Raw genomic sequence first — 19,408 nt, 5'->3', positions numbered from 1 at the left:
CCCCTCCCACATTTAATAGTGTTCACACATCGAAATGGGGGAGGGGGCTTGCTCCCGGTAGGGCCATCAGCTTCACCACCAGACCCAGTCCAATTGCCTCACCCCCAACCACCCGGTAAAGTGCCGCTCCCCCCGCAATGCCCGAGGCAGCCTCCATGACCCAGACCTTTGAAATCGCCGTGATCGGCGCCACCGGCACCGTCGGCGAGACCCTGGTGCAGATTCTCGAAGAGCTGTCATTCCCGGTCGGCACTCTGTATCTGCTGGCGGGCAGCAATTCCGCCGGTGCGTCGGTGCCGTTTCGTGGCAAGAACGTGCGGGTGCGGGAAGTCGATGAGTTCGATTTCAGCAAGGCGCAGTTGGCGTTCTTTGCCGCAGGGCCGGCGGTGACCCTGGGTTTCGCCCCGCGCGCCATCGCAGCCGGGTGTGCGGTGATCGATCTGTCCGGCGCGTTGCCGGCCGAACAGGCGCCGCCTGTGGTGCCGGAAGCCAATGCCCACGTGCTGGAAGGCTTGAAAAAACCGTTCCAGGTCAGCAGCCCCAGCCCATCGGCGACTAACCTCGCCGTGGTGCTGGCGCCGTTGCGCGGCCTGGTGGATATCCTGCGCGTCAGCGTCACCGCCAACCTGGCGGTGTCGGCCCTGGGCCGCGAAGCGGTCAGCGAACTCGCCCGGCAAACCGCAGAATTGCTGAACGTGCGTCCACTGGAGCCGGCTTTCTTTGACCGGCAAATGGCCTTCAACCTGTTGGCACAAGTCGGCAAGCCAGATGCGAAAGGTCATACAGACCTTGAGAAACGTCTGATACACGAACTGCGCGCAGTGCTGGACACTCCGGCGCTGAAAATTTCCGCCACCTGCGTTCAAGCCCCGGTGTTCTTTGGCGACAGCCTCACGGTGTCGTTGCAACTGGCGGCGCCGGTGGATCTTGCCGCCGTCAACCGCGCACTCGAAGCCGCGCCGGGTATCGAGCTTGTGGAGGAGGGGGATTACCCCACCGCCGTGGGCGATGCGGTGGGTCAGGACGTGGTGTATGCAGGGCGCGTTCGCGCAGGTGTGGACGACCCTGCGGAACTAAATATGTGGCTGACGTCAGATAACGTACGCAAGGGCGCAGCCCTGAATGCAGTGCAGTTGGCGCAGTTGTTGATAAAACGCCTTGTGTAAAAGATACTTGGCGGCAATTTGTAGATTGATTCTAACCAGGCGCTATGCTTGGTCGGAAGCGGCACAGAAGCGCGTCGGTAACCTATCGGCTCGCCATGCCTAATGGCAGCGGTTACCAACCTTCTCGCAGGCCGGGGAGTGTTCAGACAAAGGATGAGGCTATGGTTCAAGTTCGCAAACTGGTGTTAGCAATAGCGGCCGCCTCGGCGCTGTCTTCCGGTATGGCGCAAGCGCTGCAGCTGGGGGAGATGACCCTCAAGTCCAAGCTGAACCAGCCGCTGTCGGTGGACATCGAATTGCTCGATGTCGGTGGCCTTACCGCCGCCGAAATCACGCCGAGCCTGGCGTCCTCCCAGGCCTTTGTCGATGCGGGCGTGGATCGTCAGGCGTTTCTCGATGACCTGACGTTCACCCCGGTGATCAACCCCAACGGCCGCAGCGTGGTGCGGGTCACCTCCACCAAGCCGTTGCCCGATTCCTACGTACGTTTTCTGCTGCAGGTGCAGTGGCCCAATGGCCGCCTGATGCGTGACTACAGCGTATTGCTCGACCCGGCCAAGTTCGATCAGGCAACGCCGGCCGCTGCGCCCGCACCGCGTCTGTCGGCGCCCGCCGGCAGCGCTCCGGCTGCGGCACGCGCGTCGGCCCAGCACACCACCACGTCCCGCGACACCCTGTGGGAAATCGCGCAGAAGAGCCGCAATGGCGGCTCGGTGCAGCAGACCATGCTGGCCATTCAGGCGTTGAATCCTGACGCCTTCATCGATGGCAACATCAACCGTTTGAAGACCGGTCAGGTCCTGCGCCTGCCCGATGCCACGCAAAGCACCGCGCTGCCGCAACCCCAGGCGATTGCCGAGGTGCGTGCGCAGAACGAAGCCTGGCGCCAGGGCCGCCGCAGTGCGACCAATCAGCCCGCCGGCCGCCAGCAACTGGATGCCACCCGCCGCACCCAGGCGGGCAATGCCGCCGCGACCACCGACGCCAAGGACACCTTGAGCCTGGTCTCCGCCGAAGCCGCGCGCAAGGGCGCCAAGGGCAACGCCGGCGACAGCCAGGCCCTGGGCGAGAAACTTGCCGTGACCCAGGAACAGCTGGACACCACCCGTCGCGACAACGAAGAACTCAAGAGCCGCGCGGCCGACCTGCAAAGCCAGCTCGACAAGCTGCAAAAGCTGATTCAACTGAAGAATGATCAACTGGCCAGGCTGCAGGCTGAAAAAGGCCAGCCGGCGACGGCGGCGATGCCGGCGCAGTTGGCGGCTGATCCTGCTGCTGACCCGGCGGCTGCGGATTCAGCGGCTGAAGCGCCTGCGACTCAAACCCCTGCCATGCCAGCGGCCCCCGCGTCTGCAACGCCTGCACCAGAGGTGGCCACGCCGGCGGCAACACCTGCCAGCACCGAAGGCAAGTTCAACGACCTGCTCACCAATCCCATCGTGCTCGGCGTCATTGGCGGTGCGGCCGGCTTGCTGGTGCTGTTGTTGCTGCTGCTGTGGGCGCGCCATCGCAATGCCCGGCTTGAAGAAGAAAAGCACCTGCGCATGGCCCGCGCGCTGGCCGAGGAGGCGGAATTCACGTCGAGCATCGACCGTGACCTGCCCTCGGACAGTTTCGAAGGCCTGGAAGTCGCACCGCCAAGTGTCAAGCTGGCCCCCGCGCCTGCACCCGTGGTCGAGCCGGTAGCCGTACCAACGGTGGCTTCGGTGCTTTCGCCGTTGGCCGCCGCGGTAAACCCGACCAATGCCAGTGGTGCCCTGGTACAAGCCCAGTCCCACATCGACCGTGGTCACTTGAACCAGGCGGCCGATGTGCTGGAGCAGGCGATCAAGCGCGATCCCAAGCGCAGCGACCTGCGCCTGAAGCTGATGGAAGTCTACGGCCTGCAGAACGACAAGGACGGGTTCGTGACGCAGGAGCGTCAGTTGGTAGCCACCGGTGAAAACCACGCCCAGGTCGAACAGCTCAAATCGCGCTTCCCGGCCATGGCCGTCCTCGCGGCGGGCGTGAGTGCCGCCGTTGCGGCTGCGGCGCTCGATGCCCAGTACGTCAAGGACCTGCTCGAAGAAAAGCCCGCGCCCGATGCAACAGCCGACGATTTCGACCTTAGCCTGGATGAGCTGGAAGCTGCTTCGCCCGCGGTAGTGACCGCCGATCAGCCGACCTTTGAATCGCTGTTGAAGCAACAGACCAACGACCAAGCCACGTCGAATGAAGGCTCGGACTTCGATCTGCAACTGGATCCGCCGTCCTCCCAGGCCGATGACGACTTTCTTTCCGGTCTTGAAGACCCGATGAACGTTGAACCGCCGCCCCTCAAACCCACTGCCGTGGATGACTTCGAGCTGCCGGAAGACTTCGACCTGTCCCTGGCCGATGAGCCTGAAGCGCCAGCGGCGTCCAAGCCGGATGCATTCGCCTCGGAACTGAATGATGTCAACGCCGAGCTTGATCGTCTGTCCCAGAGCCTGGAGCATCCGCCGATCGAGCCTACCTTTACCGCTGAAGACGCGGCGCTGGGCGATGACGAGCCGGAGTTCGACTTCCTCTCGGGCACCGATGAGGTCTCCACCAAGCTGGACCTGGCCCAGGCCTACATCGACATGGGCGATGCCGATGGCGCACGTGACATCCTGTCCGAAGTGCTGACCGAAGGCAGCGAAGAGCAGCGCAGCGAGGCCAAGGAAATGCTCGGCAGAATCTGAAGCCCGATGCAGGGGACGTGTGGGAGTGGGGGGCTGCCTCCCACATTTGTATCAGCGTCCATTGCGAACAAAAGCGCCCCGGCTTCGTCCGTCGCCTTTATAATGCGCGCCTTTGCGCAACTCATCGGGCTCTCAGTTCTTGGCAAACATAGATAACGCGGCCGCCGAAATGGCGGCCGCAGGCTTTTACCGCATCGCCCTCGGCGTCGAATACAAGGGCTCGCGCTACCGCGGCTGGCAGCGTCAGGCGTCGGGTGTGTTGACGGTGCAGGAAACCCTGGAAAATGCCCTGTCCAAGGTCGCCGACTCGCCGGTGTCGCTGATGTGCGCCGGGCGTACCGACGCCGGTGTGCACGCCTGTGGTCAGGTGGTGCACTTCGATACCCAGGCCGAGCGCACCATGAAGGCTTGGGTGATGGGCGCCAATATCAATCTGCCCCACGACGTCAGTGTGACCTGGGCCAAGGTCATGCCTGCGCATTTTCATGCGCGTTTCAAGGCCATCGCCCGGCGTTACCGCTATGTGATCTATAACGACCAGATCCGCCCGGCGCACCTCAATCAGGAAATCACCTGGAACCATCGTCCGCTGGATGCCGAGCGCATGGCCCAAGCTGCGCAGCATCTGGTGGGCGTGCATGATTTCAGCGCATTCCGCGCCGGCCAGTGCCAGGCCAAGTCACCGATCAAGGAAGTCCACCACCTGCGCGTCACCCGGCACGGCAAGATGATCGTGCTGGATATTCGCGCCGGGGCGTTCCTGCACCATATGGTGCGCAACATTGCGGGCGTTCTGATGACCATCGGCACCGGCGAGCGTCCGGTGGAATGGGCCCGCGAGGTGCTGGAAAGCCGTGTTCGCCGCACGGGCGGCGTGACGGCCCATCCGTTTGGTCTATATCTGGTGGGCGTGGAGTACCGCGACGAGTTCGAGCTGCCGGAGCGCTTCATCGGGCCACACTTCCTCACAGGTTTCAGCGAACTTGGCGGCTGACGCCCGGAAAAGCTTTTGTTACCATCCGGGACTTTCTCGGTGCAATCCCTGAGGTTTCCAAGACATGTCAGCCGTTCGCAGCAAGATTTGCGGGATTACCCGCATGGAAGACGCGCTGGCGGCAGTCGAGGCGGGGGCGGATGCCATTGGTCTGGTGTTCTATGCCAAAAGCCCGCGGGCGGTGAACGTGTTGCAGGCGCGGGCGATCATTGCCGGGCTGCCACCGTTTGTCACCACCGTGGGGCTGTTCGTGAATGCCAGCCGCTGCGAGCTTGACGAGACCCTCGATGCGGTGCCTCTGGATATGCTGCAGTTTCACGGCGACGAAAGCCCCGACGAATGCGAAAGCTATCAACGCCCGTATATCAAAGCGCTGCGGGTCAAGGCCGGTGATGACATTGCCGCCGCCTGTGCCACTTATGCGGGCGCTCGCGGGATCCTGCTGGACACCTACGTCGAAGGCGTCCCGGGCGGCACGGGTGAAGCGTTCGACTGGTCGCTGATCCCCGAAGGGTTGAGCAAGCCGATCATCCTTGCCGGTGGCTTGAACTGCGCCAATGTCGCGGCGGCCATCGAACAGGTTCGGCCGTATGCCGTGGATGTGAGCGGCGGAGTAGAGCAGAGCAAGGGCATCAAGGATCACCACAAGATTCGCGCATTCATGCAGGCCGTGCGCGCGATGTGACGGCTGGCAGTCTGCCGCCGTCAGTAACTACCACTGTGTAACGCAGCATCGGCGCCGCCTGCGGGAGGGCCGGGAACGAAGTGACAACCCTGCACAGGCAGGTTGTCTGGAAGGCTGAGGATGCGGACGGGAAATGGCTGGTCGAACGTCTGACCCCGACCCGCCCGCGTCATCGCCACACATGAATTTAGCTCAAGGGCATACGCGGGGCTGTGTTCAAGCCACCGGTACTGGAGAAAGAAAGCATGAGCAACTGGTTAGTAGACAAACTGATCCCTTCGATCATGCGTTCCGAGGTGAAGAAAAGCTCGGTTCCTGAAGGTCTGTGGCACAAGTGCCCTTCCTGCGACGCGGTGCTGTACCGCCCGGAGCTGGAAAAGACCCTGGACGTTTGCCCCAAGTGCAATCACCACATGCGCATCGGCGCGCGCGCGCGCATCGACATCTTCCTCGACGCCGACGGTCGTAACGAACTGGGCGCTGATCTGGAGCCGGTCGACCGTCTCAAGTTCCGCGACGGCAAGAAGTACAAGGACCGCCTCACTGCTGCGCAGAAGCAGACCGGCGAGAAAGACGCACTGATTTCCGTCAGTGGCAAGCTGCTGGGCATGCCGGTGGTGGTCTCGGCCTTTGAGTTTTCCTTCATGGGCGGTTCCATGGGTGCCATCGTCGGTGAGCGCTTTGTGCGCGCCGCCAATTACGCGCTGGAAAACCGTTGCCCGATGATCTGCTTTGCCGCCTCCGGGGGGGCGCGCATGCAGGAAGCCCTGATTTCCCTGATGCAAATGGCCAAGACCTCCGCGGTGCTGGCGCGTCTGCGTGAAGAAGGCATTCCGTTTATCTCCGTGCTGACCGACCCGGTCTACGGCGGTGTTTCCGCCAGCCTGGCCATGCTCGGCGACGTGATCGTCGGCGAGCCCAAGGCCCTGATCGGCTTTGCCGGCCCGCGCGTGATCGAGCAGACCGTGCGCGAAAAGCTGCCGGAAGGCTTCCAGCGTAGCGAATTCCTGCTGGAGCACGGTGCAATCGATCTGATTATCCCGCGCGGCGAGCTGCGTCCACGCCTGGGCAACCTGCTGGCACAAATGATGGGGCTGCCGACACCGGTGTACGTCGCGCCTAAAATCGAACCGATCGTCGTGCCGCCGGTGCCTGCAAACCTATGACCCAACGTACCCTGGGCGAATGGCTCGCCTACCTTGAGCAGTTGCATCCGTCCGCCATCGACATGGGCCTGGAGCGCTCGCAACAGGTAGCGACCCGCCTCGGGTTGGGCCGGCCGGCGCCGCGTGTGATCACGGTGACCGGCACCAACGGCAAAGGCTCGACCTGCGCCTTTGTCGCGGCGCTGCTTCAGGCTCAAGGCCTGAGCGTCGGCGTCTACAGTTCTCCGCACCTGCTGCGTTACAACGAGCGGGTGCAGCTCAACGGGGTCGAAGCCACCGATGAGCAACTCTGTGAAGCGTTCGCCGCACTTGATGCCGGACGTGGCGAAATCTCCCTGACCTACTTCGAGATGGGCACCCTGGCGGCGTTCTGGCTGTTCGAGCGTGCGCAACTGGATGTGGTCGTGCTGGAAGTGGGCCTGGGCGGTCGTCTGGACACGGTCAACGTGGTGGATGCCGACCTGGCGCTGGTGACCAGCATTGGCGTTGACCATGTCGACTACCTGGGCGATACCCGCGAATCGGTGGCTTATGAAAAGGCCGGTATCTTCCGTGCGGGCAAGCCTGCGTTGTGCGGTGATCTGGATCCGCCGCAACCCTTGCTCGACAAGGTGCGTGAGCTGGAATGCCCGTTCTTCCTGCGTGGTCGCGAATTCAGCCTCGACATCGGCGAGCAGCACTGGCAGTGGCGCGGGCGCGATGCGCGCGGAAAAACGGTTGAGCTGCACGATTTGCCGCTGTTGAACCTGCCGATGGAAAATGCCGCGCTTGCGCTGCAGGCCTATCTGTTGCTGGACCTGCCATGGGATGCTGCGCAGATTGCCGCGACATTGTTGGCGACCAGGGTCGTGGGGCGTCTGGATCGTCGTGCAGTCGAGTGGCAGGGCAAGCGTCTGAACCTGCTGCTGGATGTGGGGCACAATCCCCATGCGGCGCAGTACCTGGCGCAGCGCCTGGCGCGCACGCCGCCGCAGGGGCGACGACTCGCCGTATTCGGTCTGTTGGCTGACAAGGACCTCGATGGCGTGGTTGCGCCGTTGCTCGACAGTGTCCAGGCGTGGGCGGTTGCGCCGCTGGATACGCCGCGCAGTCGACCGGCGGCGGAGTTGGAACTGGCCTTGCAGAACCTTGGTGCGCGCGTGGCGTCGTATGCAAGCCTGACCGCAGCCCTCGAGGCCCAGTGCGCGGTGGCAACGACCGAGGACGAGATTCTGTTGTTCGGATCATTTTATTGTGTTGCCGAGGCGCTTGAGTGGTTGGCCCGGCGTCCCACGGAGGAAGCTGCACATGGCATTACTGGATAGCGCATACAAGCAGCGAATGGTCGGAGCTCTGGTGCTGGTGGCGTTGGCGGTGATTTTCCTGCCGATGCTGTTTTCCCGTCAGGACGAACAGCGCCAGGTAGTCGTCGAAGCCCCGGCAGCGCCCCAGGCGCCCGCCGTGCCTCAGGTGCAGGTCGAGCCGGTGGTGGTGCCCGAGCCGCAGGCATTGCCCGAAGACGAGCCGGTGCCTGTCGAAGAGCCTGCTGCTGCGCCGTCAGCGCCTTCCGCGCCCGTGCAACAGAGCGTGCCGGTGGTCAAGCCAGCGCCTGCGGTGGCGGCCAAGCCCGCCGCGCCGACACCTGCGCCCAAGCCGGTCACACCGCAACCGGCAGCGCCGGGCAAGCCGGATGTGGGGCAGAGTCGTATCGACCCCAATGGCCTGCCGATCAGTTGGTCGATCCAGGTGGCCAGCCTTGGCAATCGCGAAGGTGCCGACGCGTTGCAGAAAAAACTGCGCAGCCAGGGTTACAACGCCTATATCCGCAGTGCCGATGGCAAGAACCGCGTGTTTATCGGGCCGCTGATCGAGCGCGCCGAGGCGGATCGCCTGCGGGACCTGCTGGATCGTCAGCAGAACCTGAAGGGGTTCGTGACCCGCTTCCAGCCTGAGCGCGGCTGATTTCAGCCTGGAGTGCAATCAACTGTGGGAGGGGCTTGCTCCCGATGACGATGTAGCAGTCAGCCTGTTCAGTGACTGATACACCGCCATCGGGAGCAAGCCCCCTCCCACATTGTTTTTTACGGTGGCCTTGAAAGGGGCTTTGCCCGCTACACATCATTGATTTGCAAAGCGCTCGCAAACACCGCTTACCGACAGCCCGGCGCTCTGCTAAAATGCGCCGCCTTATCCGTCCGTAGGCTCTAACGTGCCATTTACCTGGGTTGATTGGGCGATTGTTGCCATCGTCGCCATCTCTGCTTTGATCAGTCTGAGCCGCGGCTTCGTAAAAGAAGCGCTGTCGTTGCTGACCTGGATCATCGCAGGAGTCGTAGCCTGGATGTTCGGGGGTTCACTGTCGGTTTATCTGGCCGGCTACATCGAGACACCTTCGGCCCGCGTCATCGCGGGCTGCGCCATCATGTTCATCGCCACGCTGCTGGTGGGGGCAATGGTCAATTACCTTATTGGCGAATTGATACGCGTCACCGGCCTTTCCGGGACCGATCGATTTCTCGGCATGGCTTTTGGCGCGGCGCGTGGCGCGTTGTTGGTGGTGGTGGCGGTCGGGCTGTTGAGCCTGGGACCGGTTCAGCAGGATGCGTGGTGGCAGGAGTCGGTGCTCGTGCCAAAATTTCTTTTGGTTGCAGACTGGTCCAAGAACCTCATATTGGGGTGGAGCAGTCAGTGGCTGGCCAGCGGAATCAGCGTACCCGCTGATCTTCCGTTCAAGGAACACCTCTTACCGGCCAAAACGCCTCAGTAAGCAGGGTTCAGTCAAGATTCATTAAGTAGGGGTTGCGTCGCATGTGTGGCATCGTCGGTATCGTCGGTAAGTCGAACGTGAATCAGGCGCTGTATGACGCGCTAACCGTCCTCCAGCACCGCGGCCAGGACGCTGCCGGTATTGTGACCAGCCACGACGGCCGGTTATTCCTGCGCAAGGACAATGGCCTGGTGCGTGACGTGTTCCACCAGCGTCACATGCAGCGCCTCGTCGGGCACATGGGCATTGGCCATGTGCGTTACCCGACTGCCGGCAGCTCGACGTCGGCCGAAGCTCAGCCGTTCTACGTCAACTCGCCGTACGGCATCACCCTGGCGCACAACGGCAACCTGACCAACGTTGAACAGTTGGCCAAGGAGATTTACGAATCCGACCTGCGCCACGTCAACACCAGTTCCGATTCGGAAGTGCTGCTCAACGTGTTCGCCCATGAGCTGGCCCAGCGCGGCAAGCTGCAGCCTACCGAAGAAGATGTGTTTGCCGCTGTGATCGACGTGCACAACCGTTGCGTCGGCGGTTACGCCGTGGTGGCGATGATCACCGGTTACGGCATCGTCGGTTTCCGCGACCCCCACGGCATCCGTCCGATCGTGTTCGGTCAGCGTCACACCGACGAAGGCGTCGAGTACATGATCGCATCCGAAAGCGTGTCGCTGGACGTGCTGGGCTTCACCCTGATACGCGACCTCGCGCCGGGCGAAGCGGTGTACATCACCGAAGATGGCAAGCTGCACACCCGTCAGTGTGCAGTGGCGCCGAAGCTGACCCCGTGCATCTTCGAACACGTCTACCTGGCCCGTCCGGACTCGATCATCGATGGCGTCTCGGTCTACAAGGCGCGCCTGCGCATGGGCGAGAAGCTGGCCGACAAGATCCTGCGCGAGCGTCCCGAGCACGATATCGACGTGGTGATCCCGATTCCGGACACCAGCCGCACCGCCGCCCTGGAGCTGGCCAACCACCTGGGCGTCAAGTTTCGCGAAGGCTTTGTGAAGAACCGCTACATCGGCCGCACCTTCATCATGCCCGGCCAGGCTGCGCGCAAGAAATCGGTGCGCCAGAAGCTCAACGCCATCGAGCTGGAGTTTCGCGGCAAGAACGTAATGCTGGTGGACGATTCCATCGTGCGCGGCACCACGTGCAAGCAGATCATCCAGATGGCCCGCGAAGCCGGTGCGAAGAACGTGTACTTCTGCTCCGCCGCGCCTGCCGTGCGTTACCCGAACGTGTATGGTATCGACATGCCGAGCGCCCATGAGCTGATCGCTCACAACCGTTCGACCCAGGACGTGGCCGACCTGATCGGCGCCGACTGGCTGATCTACCAGGACCTGCCGGACCTGATCGAGGCCGTCGGCGGTGGCAAGATCAAGATCGATCAGTTCGACTGTGCCGTGTTTGACGGCAAGTACGTGACCGGCGACGTCGACGATGCCTACCTGAACAAGATCGAGCAGGCGCGTAACGACTCGTCGAAGGTCAAGACCCAGGCGGTCAGCGCGATCATCGATCTGTATAACAACTGAGTAAACACCGGCCCTGAGGGGCCGGTTTTGTATCTTAAATAAAGAATTTCGAGAGTAAGGAGCCGCAGCATGAGTCAGGAATGGGATGCCGGTCGGCTGGACAGCGACCTCGACGGCGTAGCTTTCGATACCCTGGCTGTGCGCGCCGGCCAGCACCGTACCCCGGAAGGTGAGCACGGTGATCCGATGTTCTTCACCTCCAGCTACGTATTCCGCACGGCCGCCGACGCTGCCGCGCGTTTTGCCGGCGAAGTGCCGGGCAACGTTTATTCGCGCTACACCAACCCGACCGTGCGTGCATTCGAAGAGCGTATTGCCGCGCTGGAAGGCGCCGAGCAGGCCGTGGCCACGGCCACCGGCATGGCGGCGATCCTGGCGGTGGTGATGAGCCTGTGCAGCGCCGGCGATCATGTGCTGGTGTCGCGGAGTGTGTTCGGTTCGACCATCAGCCTGTTCGAAAAGTATTTCAAGCGCTTCGGCATTGAGGTGGACTACGTGCCGCTGGCGGACGTGTCCGGCTGGGATGCGGCGATCAAGGCCAATACCCGGTTGCTGTTTGTCGAGTCACCGTCCAACCCCCTTGCCGAACTGGTGGATATCGCCGCGTTGGCCGAAGTGGCTCATGCCAAGGGCGCGATGCTGGTGGTCGACAACTGCTTCTGCACGCCGGCGCTGCAACAGCCGCTGAAGCTGGGTGCCGATATCGTCGTGCACTCGGCGACCAAGTTCATTGACGGCCAGGGCCGCTGCATGGGCGGAGTGGTGGCCGGTCGTGGCGAGCAGATGAAGGAAGTCGTCGGCTTCCTGCGCACTGCCGGGCCGACCCTCAGCCCGTTCAACGCGTGGATTTTCCTCAAGGGCCTGGAAACCCTCAGCCTGCGCATGAAGGCCCATTGTGCCAATGCCCAGGCCCTGGCCGAGTGGCTGGAGCAACAGGACGGCATCGAAAAGGTGCACTACGCCGGCCTCAAGAGCCACCCGCAACACGCATTGGCCCAGCGCCAGCAGCGCGGTTTCGGGGCGGTGGTGAGTTTTGAAGTGAGGGGCGGCAAAGAGGGCGCCTGGCGCTTTATCGATGCAACGCGTTTGATCTCGATCACCGCGAACCTGGGTGACAGCAAGACCACCATTACCCACCCGGGTACCACGTCCCACGGCCGCCTGGCCCCGCAGGAGCGTGAAGCGGCGGGCATTCGTGACAGCCTGATCCGTGTTGCGGTAGGCCTGGAAGACGTGGCTGATTTGCAGGCAGACCTGGCCCGCGGGTTGGCTGCCTTGTGATCGAGTGGTCCACCGAGGTCGCAGTGGCCAGTAATGGGCGTGTCGCGCTGGTAACCGGCGCAGCTCGCGGGATTGGTCTGGGCATCTCTGCATGGCTGATCAGCGAAGGCTGGCAGGTGGTGTTGGCCGACCTGGATCGCGAGCGTGGCTCCAAGGTGTCCAGGGTGCTCGGCGACAATGCCTGGTTTATCACCATGGACGTGGCTGACGAGAAGCAGGTGGTTCAGGGTGTTGCGCAAGTGCTGGGGCAGTTCGGGCGTCTGGATGCGTTGGTGTGCAACGCCGCGGTGGCCGATCCGCACAATATCACCCTGGAAAGCCTGGACCTGGCCTACTGGAACCGCGTGCTGGCGGTGAACCTCAGCGGGCCGATGCTGCTGGCCAAACATTGCGCGCCTTACCTGCGTGCCCATGGGGGCGCCATCGTCAATCTGGCGTCCACCCGCGCCCGTCAATCGGAGCCGGACACCGAAGCCTATGCGGCGAGCAAGGGCGGCCTGCTGGCCTTGACCCACGCCCTGGCGATGAGTCTGGGGCCGGAGGTGCGGGTCAATGCGGTGAGCCCCGGCTGGATCGATGCGCGGGACCCCTCGGCGCGGCGTGCCGAGCCGCTGAGCGATGCTGATCATGCCCAGCATCCGGGGGGCAGGGTGGGCACCGTGGAGGATGTAGCGGCGATGGTTGCGTGGTTGCTGTCACGTCAGGCCGGGTTTGTGACCGGGCAAGAGTTCGTGGTGGATGGTGGCATGAGCAAGAAGATGATTTACAGCGAGTGAGGCGAGCTGGCGCTTGAAGCAATTTTGTCTTTTTCAGGAAAACTTCAAGCAGGCTATTGACTTAGGTCTGCTATCTGCGTAAATTTCGCGGCCTCAACGACGCAAAGGGTGATTAGCTCAGCTGGGAGAGCATCTGCCTTACAAGCAGAGGGTCGGCGGTTCGATCCCGTCATCACCCACCACTTCTTGAGAGTTTTGCTTACGGGCAAGACGCAACGTTAAAGGTTGCACCGACGCGCAGCGGTAGTTCAGTCGGTTAGAATACCGGCCTGTCACGCCGGGGGTCGCGGGTTCGAGTCCCGTCCGCTGCGCCATATTTTCCAGGTTCGAATGGTCGGGCTTGAGATTGAACAGCCGAGGCTGATCGATCAGATGTTTAAAGACGGTTGAGGGCTTCACGCTTAACCGGTCAAGCGATACGCAGCGGTAGTTCAGTCGGTTAGAATACCGGCCTGTCACGCCGGGGGTCGCGGGTTCGAGTCCCGTCCGCTGCGCCATATCTGCTTCAAGGCCCGCTGAACGCCTTCAAGCGCAAAGAAAGCCATTGGCTGCTTTGATCCGATAGCAAAGACCCTGGTCGAGAGACCGGGGTTTTTTGTGTCTGCGATTTGGTTATGAGCGGCGGGCGGGGCTCACAGCGCAATCTGATGAAACGTGTAGTTGGGCTGAGGTGGGTGCAAGGCGTACTTGGGTCGGCCGAGGGAGCCGTAAACCGGCTCCCGCTTTATGTCAGAACCCCAGCTTATCCCGCAGCCCGTAGTACCAGGCACCCAGCGCGGCGAACGGTGTACGCAGCATCTGCCCACCGGGGAAGGGGTAGTGCGGCAGGTCGGCGAACGCATCAAAGCGTTCCGCCTGACCGCGCAGGGCTTCGGCCAGCACTTTGCCGGCCAGGTGCGTGTAGGTCACGCCGTGGCCGCTGCAGCCTTGGGAGTAATAGATGTTGTCGCCCAGGCGGCCGACCTGAGGCAGGCGCGACAGGGTCAGCAGGAAATTGCCGGTCCAGGCGTAGTCGATCTTTACGTCCTTGAGTTGCGGAAACGCCTTGAGCATTTTCGGGCGAATGATCGCTTCGATATTCGCCGGGTCGCGCGCGCCATAGACCACGCCGCCGCCGAAGATCAGACGCTTGTCACTGGTGAGACGGTAGTAGTCGAGCAGGTAGTTGCAGTCTTCGACGCAGTAGTCCTGTGGCAACAGGCTCCTGGCCAATTCATCGCCCAGGGGGGCGGTGGTGATCACTTGCGTGCCGCAGGGCATCGACTTGGCGGCCAACTCCGGCACCAGGTTGCCCAGGTAGGCGTTGCCCGCGACAATAATGAACTTGGCCCTGACCTTGCCTTCGGCTGTATGCACCACCGGATTGGCGCCGCGCTCGATACGCAGAGCGGCAGATTGTTCGTGGATCGTACCGCCCAGGGACTCAACGGCGGCCGCTTCACCCAGGGCCAGGTTGAGCGGATGGATGTGCCCGCCGCTCATGTCCAGCAGGCCGCCGACATAGTTGTCGCAGCCCACCACTTCGCGGATGCGGCGCTCGTCCAGCAGCTCCAGTTGCGTATGACCGTAGCGCTCCCACAGGCGTTTCTGCGACTCGAGGTGGCTCATGTGCTTGCTGTTGAGTGCAGCGAATACGCCGCCGTTCTTCAGGTCGCACTGGATCTGATACTTGGCCACGCGCTCACGAATGATCCTGCCGCCCTCGAATGCCATCTCGCCCAGCAACTGCGCCTGCTTGGGGCCGACGCTGCGCTCGATCACGTCGATATCGCGACTGTAGCTGTTGACGATCTGCCCACCATTGCGGCCCGATGCACCGAATCCCACTCTGGCGGCCTCCAGCACCGTGACGCGAAAACCGTTCTCCAGCAGAAACAGCGCGCTGGAAAGGCCGGTATAGCCGGCGCCGATCACACAGACATCGGTTTCGACTTCACCTTGCAGCATCGGACGAGGCGGAACCGCATTGGCGGATGCGGCGTAATATGACTGGGGATAGGGGGTGTTCGCCATCCTGGAACCTCTGTTTTATATTTTTTACGAGTGCCGCGATCCTACCTGAGTTGAAAATTGCCCGCCAGCCACCGGGAAAACACGGGCGTGCGTTCCGAAAATAAAAAATTCGCATATTCATGGGGTTAGCTGCGAAAAAGAGGTTGACACACCTTCGGAATTCCGTAGAATGCCGCCTCACAGCAGGCACGTAGCTCAGTTGGTTAGAGCACCACCTTGACATGGTGGGGGTCGTTGGTTCGAGTCCAATCGCGCCTACCAAACAAAATCCGCTCTGCTGGGCGGTCTAGAAGGGCTCACCGAAAGGTGGGCCCTTTTTTGTTGTCTTGCATTTGGGTCAATCAAAACGCCCGAAGAGTCGTCTCGGGCGTGTTGTGTATCAAGCGGTGGTGCTGACCATCGAGCCCGAACTGTTCTTGCCCTCACTGGTAACAGCCTGCAACAAGGCTGCGCTCACGGTCTGCAAAGCAGCTGATGTGCTTGCCACCTGCACTTGCGCTGCTGCGATCGTCACGGCCTTTGCCTCTGCGTTTTCGTTACTGGACTGTGCCTTTTGCAGCGCCTGCTGTTGCTGCAGGAGCTGCTTTTGCAACTGTTCGATTTGTTTTTTCAGTTCCTTGATCGTTTCCGACTCTTGCTTGGCCGGAGGCGCATCGCTACCGCCCACGCCGGCCGAACCTTTAGCGTCATGGTCAAGGCTGACCGTCAGGCTGCCTGGGCTGTCAGCTTTCGCGGCATCAGTCGTGTCTTTGGACGCCGGTGGGGTGGGGACCGAGGCTGGAATATTAAGATTGATCAGCATGAAAAGTACCCGGTTATGAGGTGTCCGATTAAATCGACCCGTGGCCGACTTACTTCAGCGCGACTCCTGTCCCGCCCCAGGAGGGTCCTGCATCAACGTGACAGTCTTTGTGTCGCGATTTGATGGCGGGAGAGGGATGTTGATGCTTTTACCGGCGTCGACAAGGGACCGAACTGAAGGCGCAAGCTCGTGCATGGCCCCTGAACCGGGCTATGCGTTGCCAGGCCGCTTAGAGTGCTGTGTAGAGGTGGCAACCCCAATCAGCAGAAAAGCGAAGCCACCGCTAACAGGCAGATAATTTGCGCAACCAATTGGCACCGTATTTCGCCATTTGTTGTTGCCATGCCACTCATTTGTCCGGCATACATGATCGCTACCTTTTTGGCTGAATCACCGTGAGCCCGGCGTGGGAACGCGTCGTTACTGCGCTGAGTATAGGCCTTGAAATTAAAGTCGTAATAATGGTGTTTGCACTGAACTCAGGAGAGGGCAATGGAGCTGGCGATGGAGGTGTCGTTCGACGTAACGGAGCAGGAGCGTGAGGCGATTCTCAAGCCGCTGAGGGCTTACAACCTCAGTCACACAGGCAGTATGCCATTTGAAACCGTGGGCATCCTGCTACGCGATCCTGCCACTGATGAGGTGGTGGGCGGACTCTACGGAAAAATTTCCTACGGATGGCTGTTCATCGAGCTGCTGAGCATCCCCGATCAGATGCGCACCCAGGGCACCGGCACGCGCTTGATGCGTACTGCCGAAGACCTTGCCCAGCAGAAAGGCTGTACCGGGATCTGGCTGGACACGTTCAGCTTTCAGGCGCCCGGGTTTTATCGCAAGTTGGGGTTCACTGAGGTGGGCCAGATCATTGATTACCCGCCGGGTCACCGGCGCCACTTTTTCCAGAAGCGCCTGCGCTGAAACGCCGCACCGCTTCGTGCGGCGCCGTGCGCGTCAAATCAGCTGACTGGCCGCCGGTTGCGTCAGGTGATCAAAACCCGGCCAAGGCCGAAGGTGATGGCGCAGGCCAGTGACGTCATCGCGAACGCTGTCGCGACGTACCATTTGATGAGATTCAGCTCCGTGGTTGCCAGGTCCGCCTTGGTCGCGAAGTGCTTTTCGATGGCGGTGGAGTGTTGCTCCATGGCGTCAGTCCTGCTCGAAACGGCGAATAGTTTTTCTTTCATCTCAGCCAGCCCTTTTTCCAGTAGGCCCATGCGTTTTTCCATGCCCGAGCCTCCGTCATGACCTCCACCGTCTCCGCCTTGAGCCGGGATGTTCAGCGTGTTTACTGCTGCGAATTGATACTGTTTCTTCTCCAAAGCCGGACACCTGTGTTTTGAACAATGTGAGATAGCGTTTGGGAGATCAGAATAGTGGGTGTTTGACCGGTCGGTGACCGCAAGTGTTTTGCAAAATACCACCGAGGTTTCGGTGTTGCGCTCAGTCTTCCCGCCGAGGGAACACCAACTCGAAAGACGTCACTCCGGCTTCGCTGCTTACGCTGTATCGGCCGTTATGCAACTGCATGATGGTCGCCACAATTGACAGCCCAAGCCCGTTGGACTGGGCCGAGCGTTCTCGAGACGCGTCCACCCGATAGAACCGCTCGAACAAGCGTGGCAAATGCTCGGCTGGAATGGTCGCGCCCTGGTTGCTGACTTTCAGGTGAACGCCCTCTGTGTCGGGTATCGCCTGGATCAGCAGGTCGCAGTCGGGCGCGCCATATTTGATGGCGTTGGCGCACAGGTTGGCCAGCGCACGTCGCAGCAGCATCGGTTCCGCCCAGATCACGCCTTCGCCCTTGGCCAGAATGCGCATGCCCGCATCACCGGCCAGGCCCTCGAAGTAATCGGCCATGCGCTGTACTTCATCGGCTGCGCTCAATTCCTGTCGTTGGCGCAGGGCACTGGCGGGATCGGTGCGGGCCAGGAACAGCATGTTGTCGAGCATCCGCGCCAGGCGTTCCAGCTCTTCGACATTGGATGCGAGCAGTTGCTGGTAGCTCTCGATGCTGCGCTCCTGTTGCAGGGCGACCTGGGTTTCTCCCAGCAGGTTGTTGATCGGTGTGCGCAGTTCATGGGCCATGTCGGTGGACACCTGGCCCAGTTGCACGAAGCCCTTGGCCAGACGCTCCAGCATGGTATTGAACGACTCGATCATTGGCAGCAATTCCCTGGGGGCACCACGACCGTCGAGGCGTTCGGCCAGGTTGCTCACGCCGATGCCGTGCGCATGCCGGGCCAGACGCCGCAAGGGCAGCAGCCCACGGCGCACCAGTATGTAGCCCACCACGGCGAGGATGAGCGCCGCGATACTGGCCAGGATATAGACGCTCAACCGGTAACTGGCGAGCACGGCGGTGCGCTCGGTCATCAGGCGCCCGCTGGTCACTTGCAGGCTGCCCAGGTCGCCGGAGTCGATGGAGGCGGCGACGGTTGAAAAAGGTACGCCATTGATTCCCGGGAGGTGTTGTACGTCGCTCAATGCGAGGATGTGGTCTTTGGGCACCGGATTGACGGGAGGCAGCTCGATGTTCGCGGGGTTTACCAGCAGCAGCGGTTTTTGCCCTGGTGCGGCAATGCTCAGCACCGATTCGCGATTGCCCAGCATATTCTGGAACAACTCCGGTTTGGTGCGGATCAGGTCCAGGGTGTTGCTGTCGTTGAGCAGGTTGCGCAGTTGATCGACCCGCGATATCAGCGCAGCGTCGTCGCGGCGCACCAGTTCCTGTTCCAGCTCGCGGTAAAGTGCTACGCCAAGGGAGGTCAACAGGGCGAAGGCGAGCAGGGCAAAGATCAACGCCAGGCGTAGCGTGAGGGAGTAAGGGCGGCGGCTCATGGCTGGGTATCGAAGCGGTAGCCAATGCCACGCACGCTGTGAATCAGTTTGAGCTGGAAAGGGTCGTCGATTTTCAAACGCAGGCGCCGCACGGCCACGTCGACCACATTGGTGTCGCTGTCGAAATTCATGTCCCACACCCGCGAGGCGATCAGCGAGCGCGACAGTACCTGGCCGGGGTGGGTGGCAAACAGGTGCAGCAGGGCGAACTCCTTATTGGTCAGGGTGATCCGCGTGCCGGCGCGGGTGACGCGGCGTTTTAGCACGTCTATCTGCAGATCGGCGATGTTCAGCTGTTCTTCTTCGCGGCTCGGGCCTCGCCGGGTCAGCGTGCGCAGGCGTGCGACCAGTTCGGCGAACGAGAAAGGCTTGATCAGGTAGTCATCGGCGCCCAGTTCCAGCCCTTTGATGCGGTCTGCGATGTCGTCGCGGGCGGTGAGAAACAGCACGGGCGTGTCCGCTTCCGTGCGCAGGCGCAGCAGTACCTCCCAGCCATTCATTTTCGGCATCATCACATCCAGCACTATGACGTCGAACGGCGTTTCCAGCGCCTGGTGCAAGCCGTCCACACCATCGCGCGCGAGGCTCACGGAATAACCCAGTTCCTGCAAGCCGTTGAGCAGATAATTACCGGCCTTGGGTTCGTCTTCGACGACGAGGATGTTCATGGGAGTTGCCCTGTTTCAGTA

Annotated in this window: 17 protein-coding genes and 4 tRNA genes; 16 read left to right on the top strand and 5 right to left on the bottom strand. The window is 61.8% G+C overall.

Annotation, left to right across the window (positions count from 1 at the left end):
* Nucleotides 1–155: 155 nt before the first annotated feature.
* The 14 genes from RHM60_RS07175 to RHM60_RS07110 all read left to right on the top strand — a co-directional run bounded on the left by RHM60_RS07175 (nucleotide 156) and on the right by RHM60_RS07110 (nucleotide 13,563).
* Nucleotides 156–1,166, top strand: coding sequence for an aspartate-semialdehyde dehydrogenase (locus tag RHM60_RS07175; protein ID WP_209983176.1), 1,011 nt, complete (start codon nucleotides 156–158; stop codon nucleotides 1,164–1,166).
* Nucleotides 1,167–1,327: 161 nt separating this feature from the next.
* Entirely contained in the window at nucleotides 1,328–3,871 is a 2,544-nt protein-coding gene (locus RHM60_RS07170) for a FimV/HubP family polar landmark protein (protein ID WP_322214073.1), read from the top strand.
* Between the two features lie 169 nt (nucleotides 3,872–4,040).
* Nucleotides 4,041–4,865: a tRNA pseudouridine(38-40) synthase TruA gene (truA, locus tag RHM60_RS07165; RefSeq protein ID WP_209990423.1), complete on the top strand. Its 825-nt coding sequence runs from the start codon at nucleotides 4,041–4,043 to the stop codon at nucleotides 4,863–4,865.
* A gap of 64 nt (nucleotides 4,866–4,929) precedes the next feature.
* On the top strand, nucleotides 4,930–5,550 hold the full coding sequence (locus tag RHM60_RS07160) for a phosphoribosylanthranilate isomerase (protein ID WP_231423062.1): 621 nt from the start codon (nucleotides 4,930–4,932) through the stop codon (nucleotides 5,548–5,550).
* Nucleotides 5,551–5,795: 245 nt separating this feature from the next.
* Entirely contained in the window at nucleotides 5,796–6,716 is a 921-nt protein-coding gene (accD, locus tag RHM60_RS07155; RefSeq protein ID WP_003234319.1) for an acetyl-CoA carboxylase, carboxyltransferase subunit beta, read from the top strand.
* A complete protein-coding gene (gene folC / locus RHM60_RS07150; RefSeq protein WP_231423061.1) occupies nucleotides 6,713–8,020 on the top strand; it encodes a bifunctional tetrahydrofolate synthase/dihydrofolate synthase in 1,308 nt (435 codons plus the stop codon). Before accD ends, folC begins: the two co-directional genes overlap by 4 nt.
* Nucleotides 8,004–8,657, top strand: coding sequence for an SPOR domain-containing protein (locus RHM60_RS07145; RefSeq protein ID WP_231423060.1), 654 nt, complete (start codon nucleotides 8,004–8,006; stop codon nucleotides 8,655–8,657). Before folC ends, RHM60_RS07145 begins: the two co-directional genes overlap by 17 nt.
* Before the next feature lie 247 nt (nucleotides 8,658–8,904).
* Nucleotides 8,905–9,462 carry a CvpA family protein gene (locus RHM60_RS07140; protein WP_003234314.1) on the top strand — a complete coding sequence of 186 codons (558 nt, stop codon included), beginning with the start codon at nucleotides 8,905–8,907 and terminating at the stop codon, nucleotides 9,460–9,462.
* A 41-nt stretch (nucleotides 9,463–9,503) separates the two neighbouring features.
* Nucleotides 9,504–11,009 carry an amidophosphoribosyltransferase gene (gene purF / locus RHM60_RS07135; protein WP_003234313.1) on the top strand — a complete coding sequence of 502 codons (1,506 nt, stop codon included), beginning with the start codon at nucleotides 9,504–9,506 and terminating at the stop codon, nucleotides 11,007–11,009.
* A gap of 69 nt (nucleotides 11,010–11,078) precedes the next feature.
* Nucleotides 11,079–12,290 (top strand): O-succinylhomoserine sulfhydrylase, encoded by a 1,212-nt coding sequence (locus RHM60_RS07130; RefSeq protein WP_209983162.1) that lies wholly within the window; start codon nucleotides 11,079–11,081, stop codon nucleotides 12,288–12,290.
* A gap of 23 nt (nucleotides 12,291–12,313) precedes the next feature.
* Nucleotides 12,314–13,066, top strand: a complete 753-nt coding sequence (locus RHM60_RS07125) for an SDR family oxidoreductase (RefSeq protein ID WP_373460628.1) — start codon at nucleotides 12,314–12,316, stop codon at nucleotides 13,064–13,066.
* Between the two features lie 106 nt (nucleotides 13,067–13,172).
* A tRNA-Val gene (locus tag RHM60_RS07120) sits at nucleotides 13,173–13,248 on the top strand.
* Nucleotides 13,249–13,303: 55 nt separating this feature from the next.
* Nucleotides 13,304–13,380: transfer RNA gene (locus tag RHM60_RS07115), tRNA-Asp, on the top strand.
* A gap of 106 nt (nucleotides 13,381–13,486) precedes the next feature.
* Nucleotides 13,487–13,563: transfer RNA gene (locus RHM60_RS07110), tRNA-Asp, on the top strand.
* Nucleotides 13,564–13,795: 232 nt separating this feature from the next.
* On the opposite strand, the gene RHM60_RS07105 is transcribed toward RHM60_RS07110, so the two are convergent.
* The gene (locus tag RHM60_RS07105; RefSeq protein ID WP_209983159.1) at nucleotides 13,796–15,079 is read right to left on the bottom strand and encodes an NAD(P)/FAD-dependent oxidoreductase; all 1,284 of its coding nucleotides are present in this window, start codon (nucleotides 15,077–15,079) and stop codon (nucleotides 13,796–13,798) included.
* Nucleotides 15,080–15,263: 184 nt separating this feature from the next.
* On the opposite strand from RHM60_RS07105, the gene RHM60_RS07100 reads away from it, so the two are divergent.
* Nucleotides 15,264–15,340: transfer RNA gene (locus RHM60_RS07100), tRNA-Val, on the top strand.
* Between the two features lie 118 nt (nucleotides 15,341–15,458).
* Here the strand turns inward: RHM60_RS07100 and RHM60_RS07095 are convergent.
* Nucleotides 15,459–15,881, bottom strand: a complete 423-nt coding sequence (locus tag RHM60_RS07095) for a hypothetical protein (RefSeq protein ID WP_322214070.1) — start codon at nucleotides 15,879–15,881, stop codon at nucleotides 15,459–15,461.
* Nucleotides 15,882–16,373: 492 nt separating this feature from the next.
* On the opposite strand from RHM60_RS07095, the gene RHM60_RS07090 reads away from it, so the two are divergent.
* On the top strand, nucleotides 16,374–16,799 hold the full coding sequence (locus RHM60_RS07090; protein ID WP_322214068.1) for a GNAT family N-acetyltransferase: 426 nt from the start codon (nucleotides 16,374–16,376) through the stop codon (nucleotides 16,797–16,799).
* A 62-nt stretch (nucleotides 16,800–16,861) separates the two neighbouring features.
* On the opposite strand, the gene RHM60_RS07085 is transcribed toward RHM60_RS07090, so the two are convergent.
* From RHM60_RS07085 to RHM60_RS07075, 3 genes are all read right to left on the bottom strand, one after another.
* Complete coding sequence (locus RHM60_RS07085; RefSeq protein ID WP_322214066.1) at nucleotides 16,862–17,200, bottom strand: hypothetical protein; 339 nt, start codon at nucleotides 17,198–17,200, stop codon at nucleotides 16,862–16,864.
* A 121-nt stretch (nucleotides 17,201–17,321) separates the two neighbouring features.
* A complete protein-coding gene (locus tag RHM60_RS07080; RefSeq protein ID WP_322214064.1) occupies nucleotides 17,322–18,719 on the bottom strand; it encodes a heavy metal sensor histidine kinase in 1,398 nt (465 codons plus the stop codon).
* Complete coding sequence (locus tag RHM60_RS07075; protein WP_322214062.1) at nucleotides 18,716–19,387, bottom strand: heavy metal response regulator transcription factor; 672 nt, start codon at nucleotides 19,385–19,387, stop codon at nucleotides 18,716–18,718. The genes RHM60_RS07080 and RHM60_RS07075 overlap by 4 nt, the downstream gene beginning before the upstream one ends.
* Nucleotides 19,388–19,408: the final 21 nt, after the last annotated feature.

Source organism: Pseudomonas sp. MH9.3 (genome assembly GCF_034354675.1).
GTDB lineage: Bacteria > Pseudomonadota > Gammaproteobacteria > Pseudomonadales > Pseudomonadaceae > Aquipseudomonas.
This window is presented reverse-complemented; position numbering and strand designations above follow the sequence as displayed.

Bases quoted from the DNA above. Each gene is read 5' to 3' on its own strand.
- RHM60_RS07090 (WP_322214068.1), top strand. From the start codon at position 16,374: ATGGAGCTGGCGATGGAGGTGTCGTTCGACGTAACGGAGCAGGAGCGT.
- RHM60_RS07080 (WP_322214064.1), bottom strand. From the start codon at position 18,719: ATGAGCCGCCGCCCTTACTCCCTCACGCTACGCCTGGCGTTGATCTTT.
- RHM60_RS07175 (WP_209983176.1), top strand. From the start codon at position 156: ATGACCCAGACCTTTGAAATCGCCGTGATCGGCGCCACCGGCACCGTC.
- RHM60_RS07170 (WP_322214073.1), top strand. From the start codon at position 1,328: ATGGTTCAAGTTCGCAAACTGGTGTTAGCAATAGCGGCCGCCTCGGCG.
- RHM60_RS07145 (WP_231423060.1), top strand. From the start codon at position 8,004: ATGGCATTACTGGATAGCGCATACAAGCAGCGAATGGTCGGAGCTCTG.
- purF (WP_003234313.1), top strand. From the start codon at position 9,504: ATGTGTGGCATCGTCGGTATCGTCGGTAAGTCGAACGTGAATCAGGCG.
- folC (WP_231423061.1), top strand. From the start codon at position 6,713: ATGACCCAACGTACCCTGGGCGAATGGCTCGCCTACCTTGAGCAGTTG.
- RHM60_RS07130 (WP_209983162.1), top strand. From the start codon at position 11,079: ATGAGTCAGGAATGGGATGCCGGTCGGCTGGACAGCGACCTCGACGGC.
- RHM60_RS07075 (WP_322214062.1), bottom strand. From the start codon at position 19,387: ATGAACATCCTCGTCGTCGAAGACGAACCCAAGGCCGGTAATTATCTG.
- RHM60_RS07095 (WP_322214070.1), bottom strand. From the start codon at position 15,881: ATGCTGATCAATCTTAATATTCCAGCCTCGGTCCCCACCCCACCGGCG.
- RHM60_RS07160 (WP_231423062.1), top strand. From the start codon at position 4,930: ATGTCAGCCGTTCGCAGCAAGATTTGCGGGATTACCCGCATGGAAGAC.
- RHM60_RS07105 (WP_209983159.1), bottom strand. From the start codon at position 15,079: ATGGCGAACACCCCCTATCCCCAGTCATATTACGCCGCATCCGCCAAT.
- truA (WP_209990423.1), top strand. From the start codon at position 4,041: ATGGCGGCCGCAGGCTTTTACCGCATCGCCCTCGGCGTCGAATACAAG.
- accD (WP_003234319.1), top strand. From the start codon at position 5,796: ATGAGCAACTGGTTAGTAGACAAACTGATCCCTTCGATCATGCGTTCC.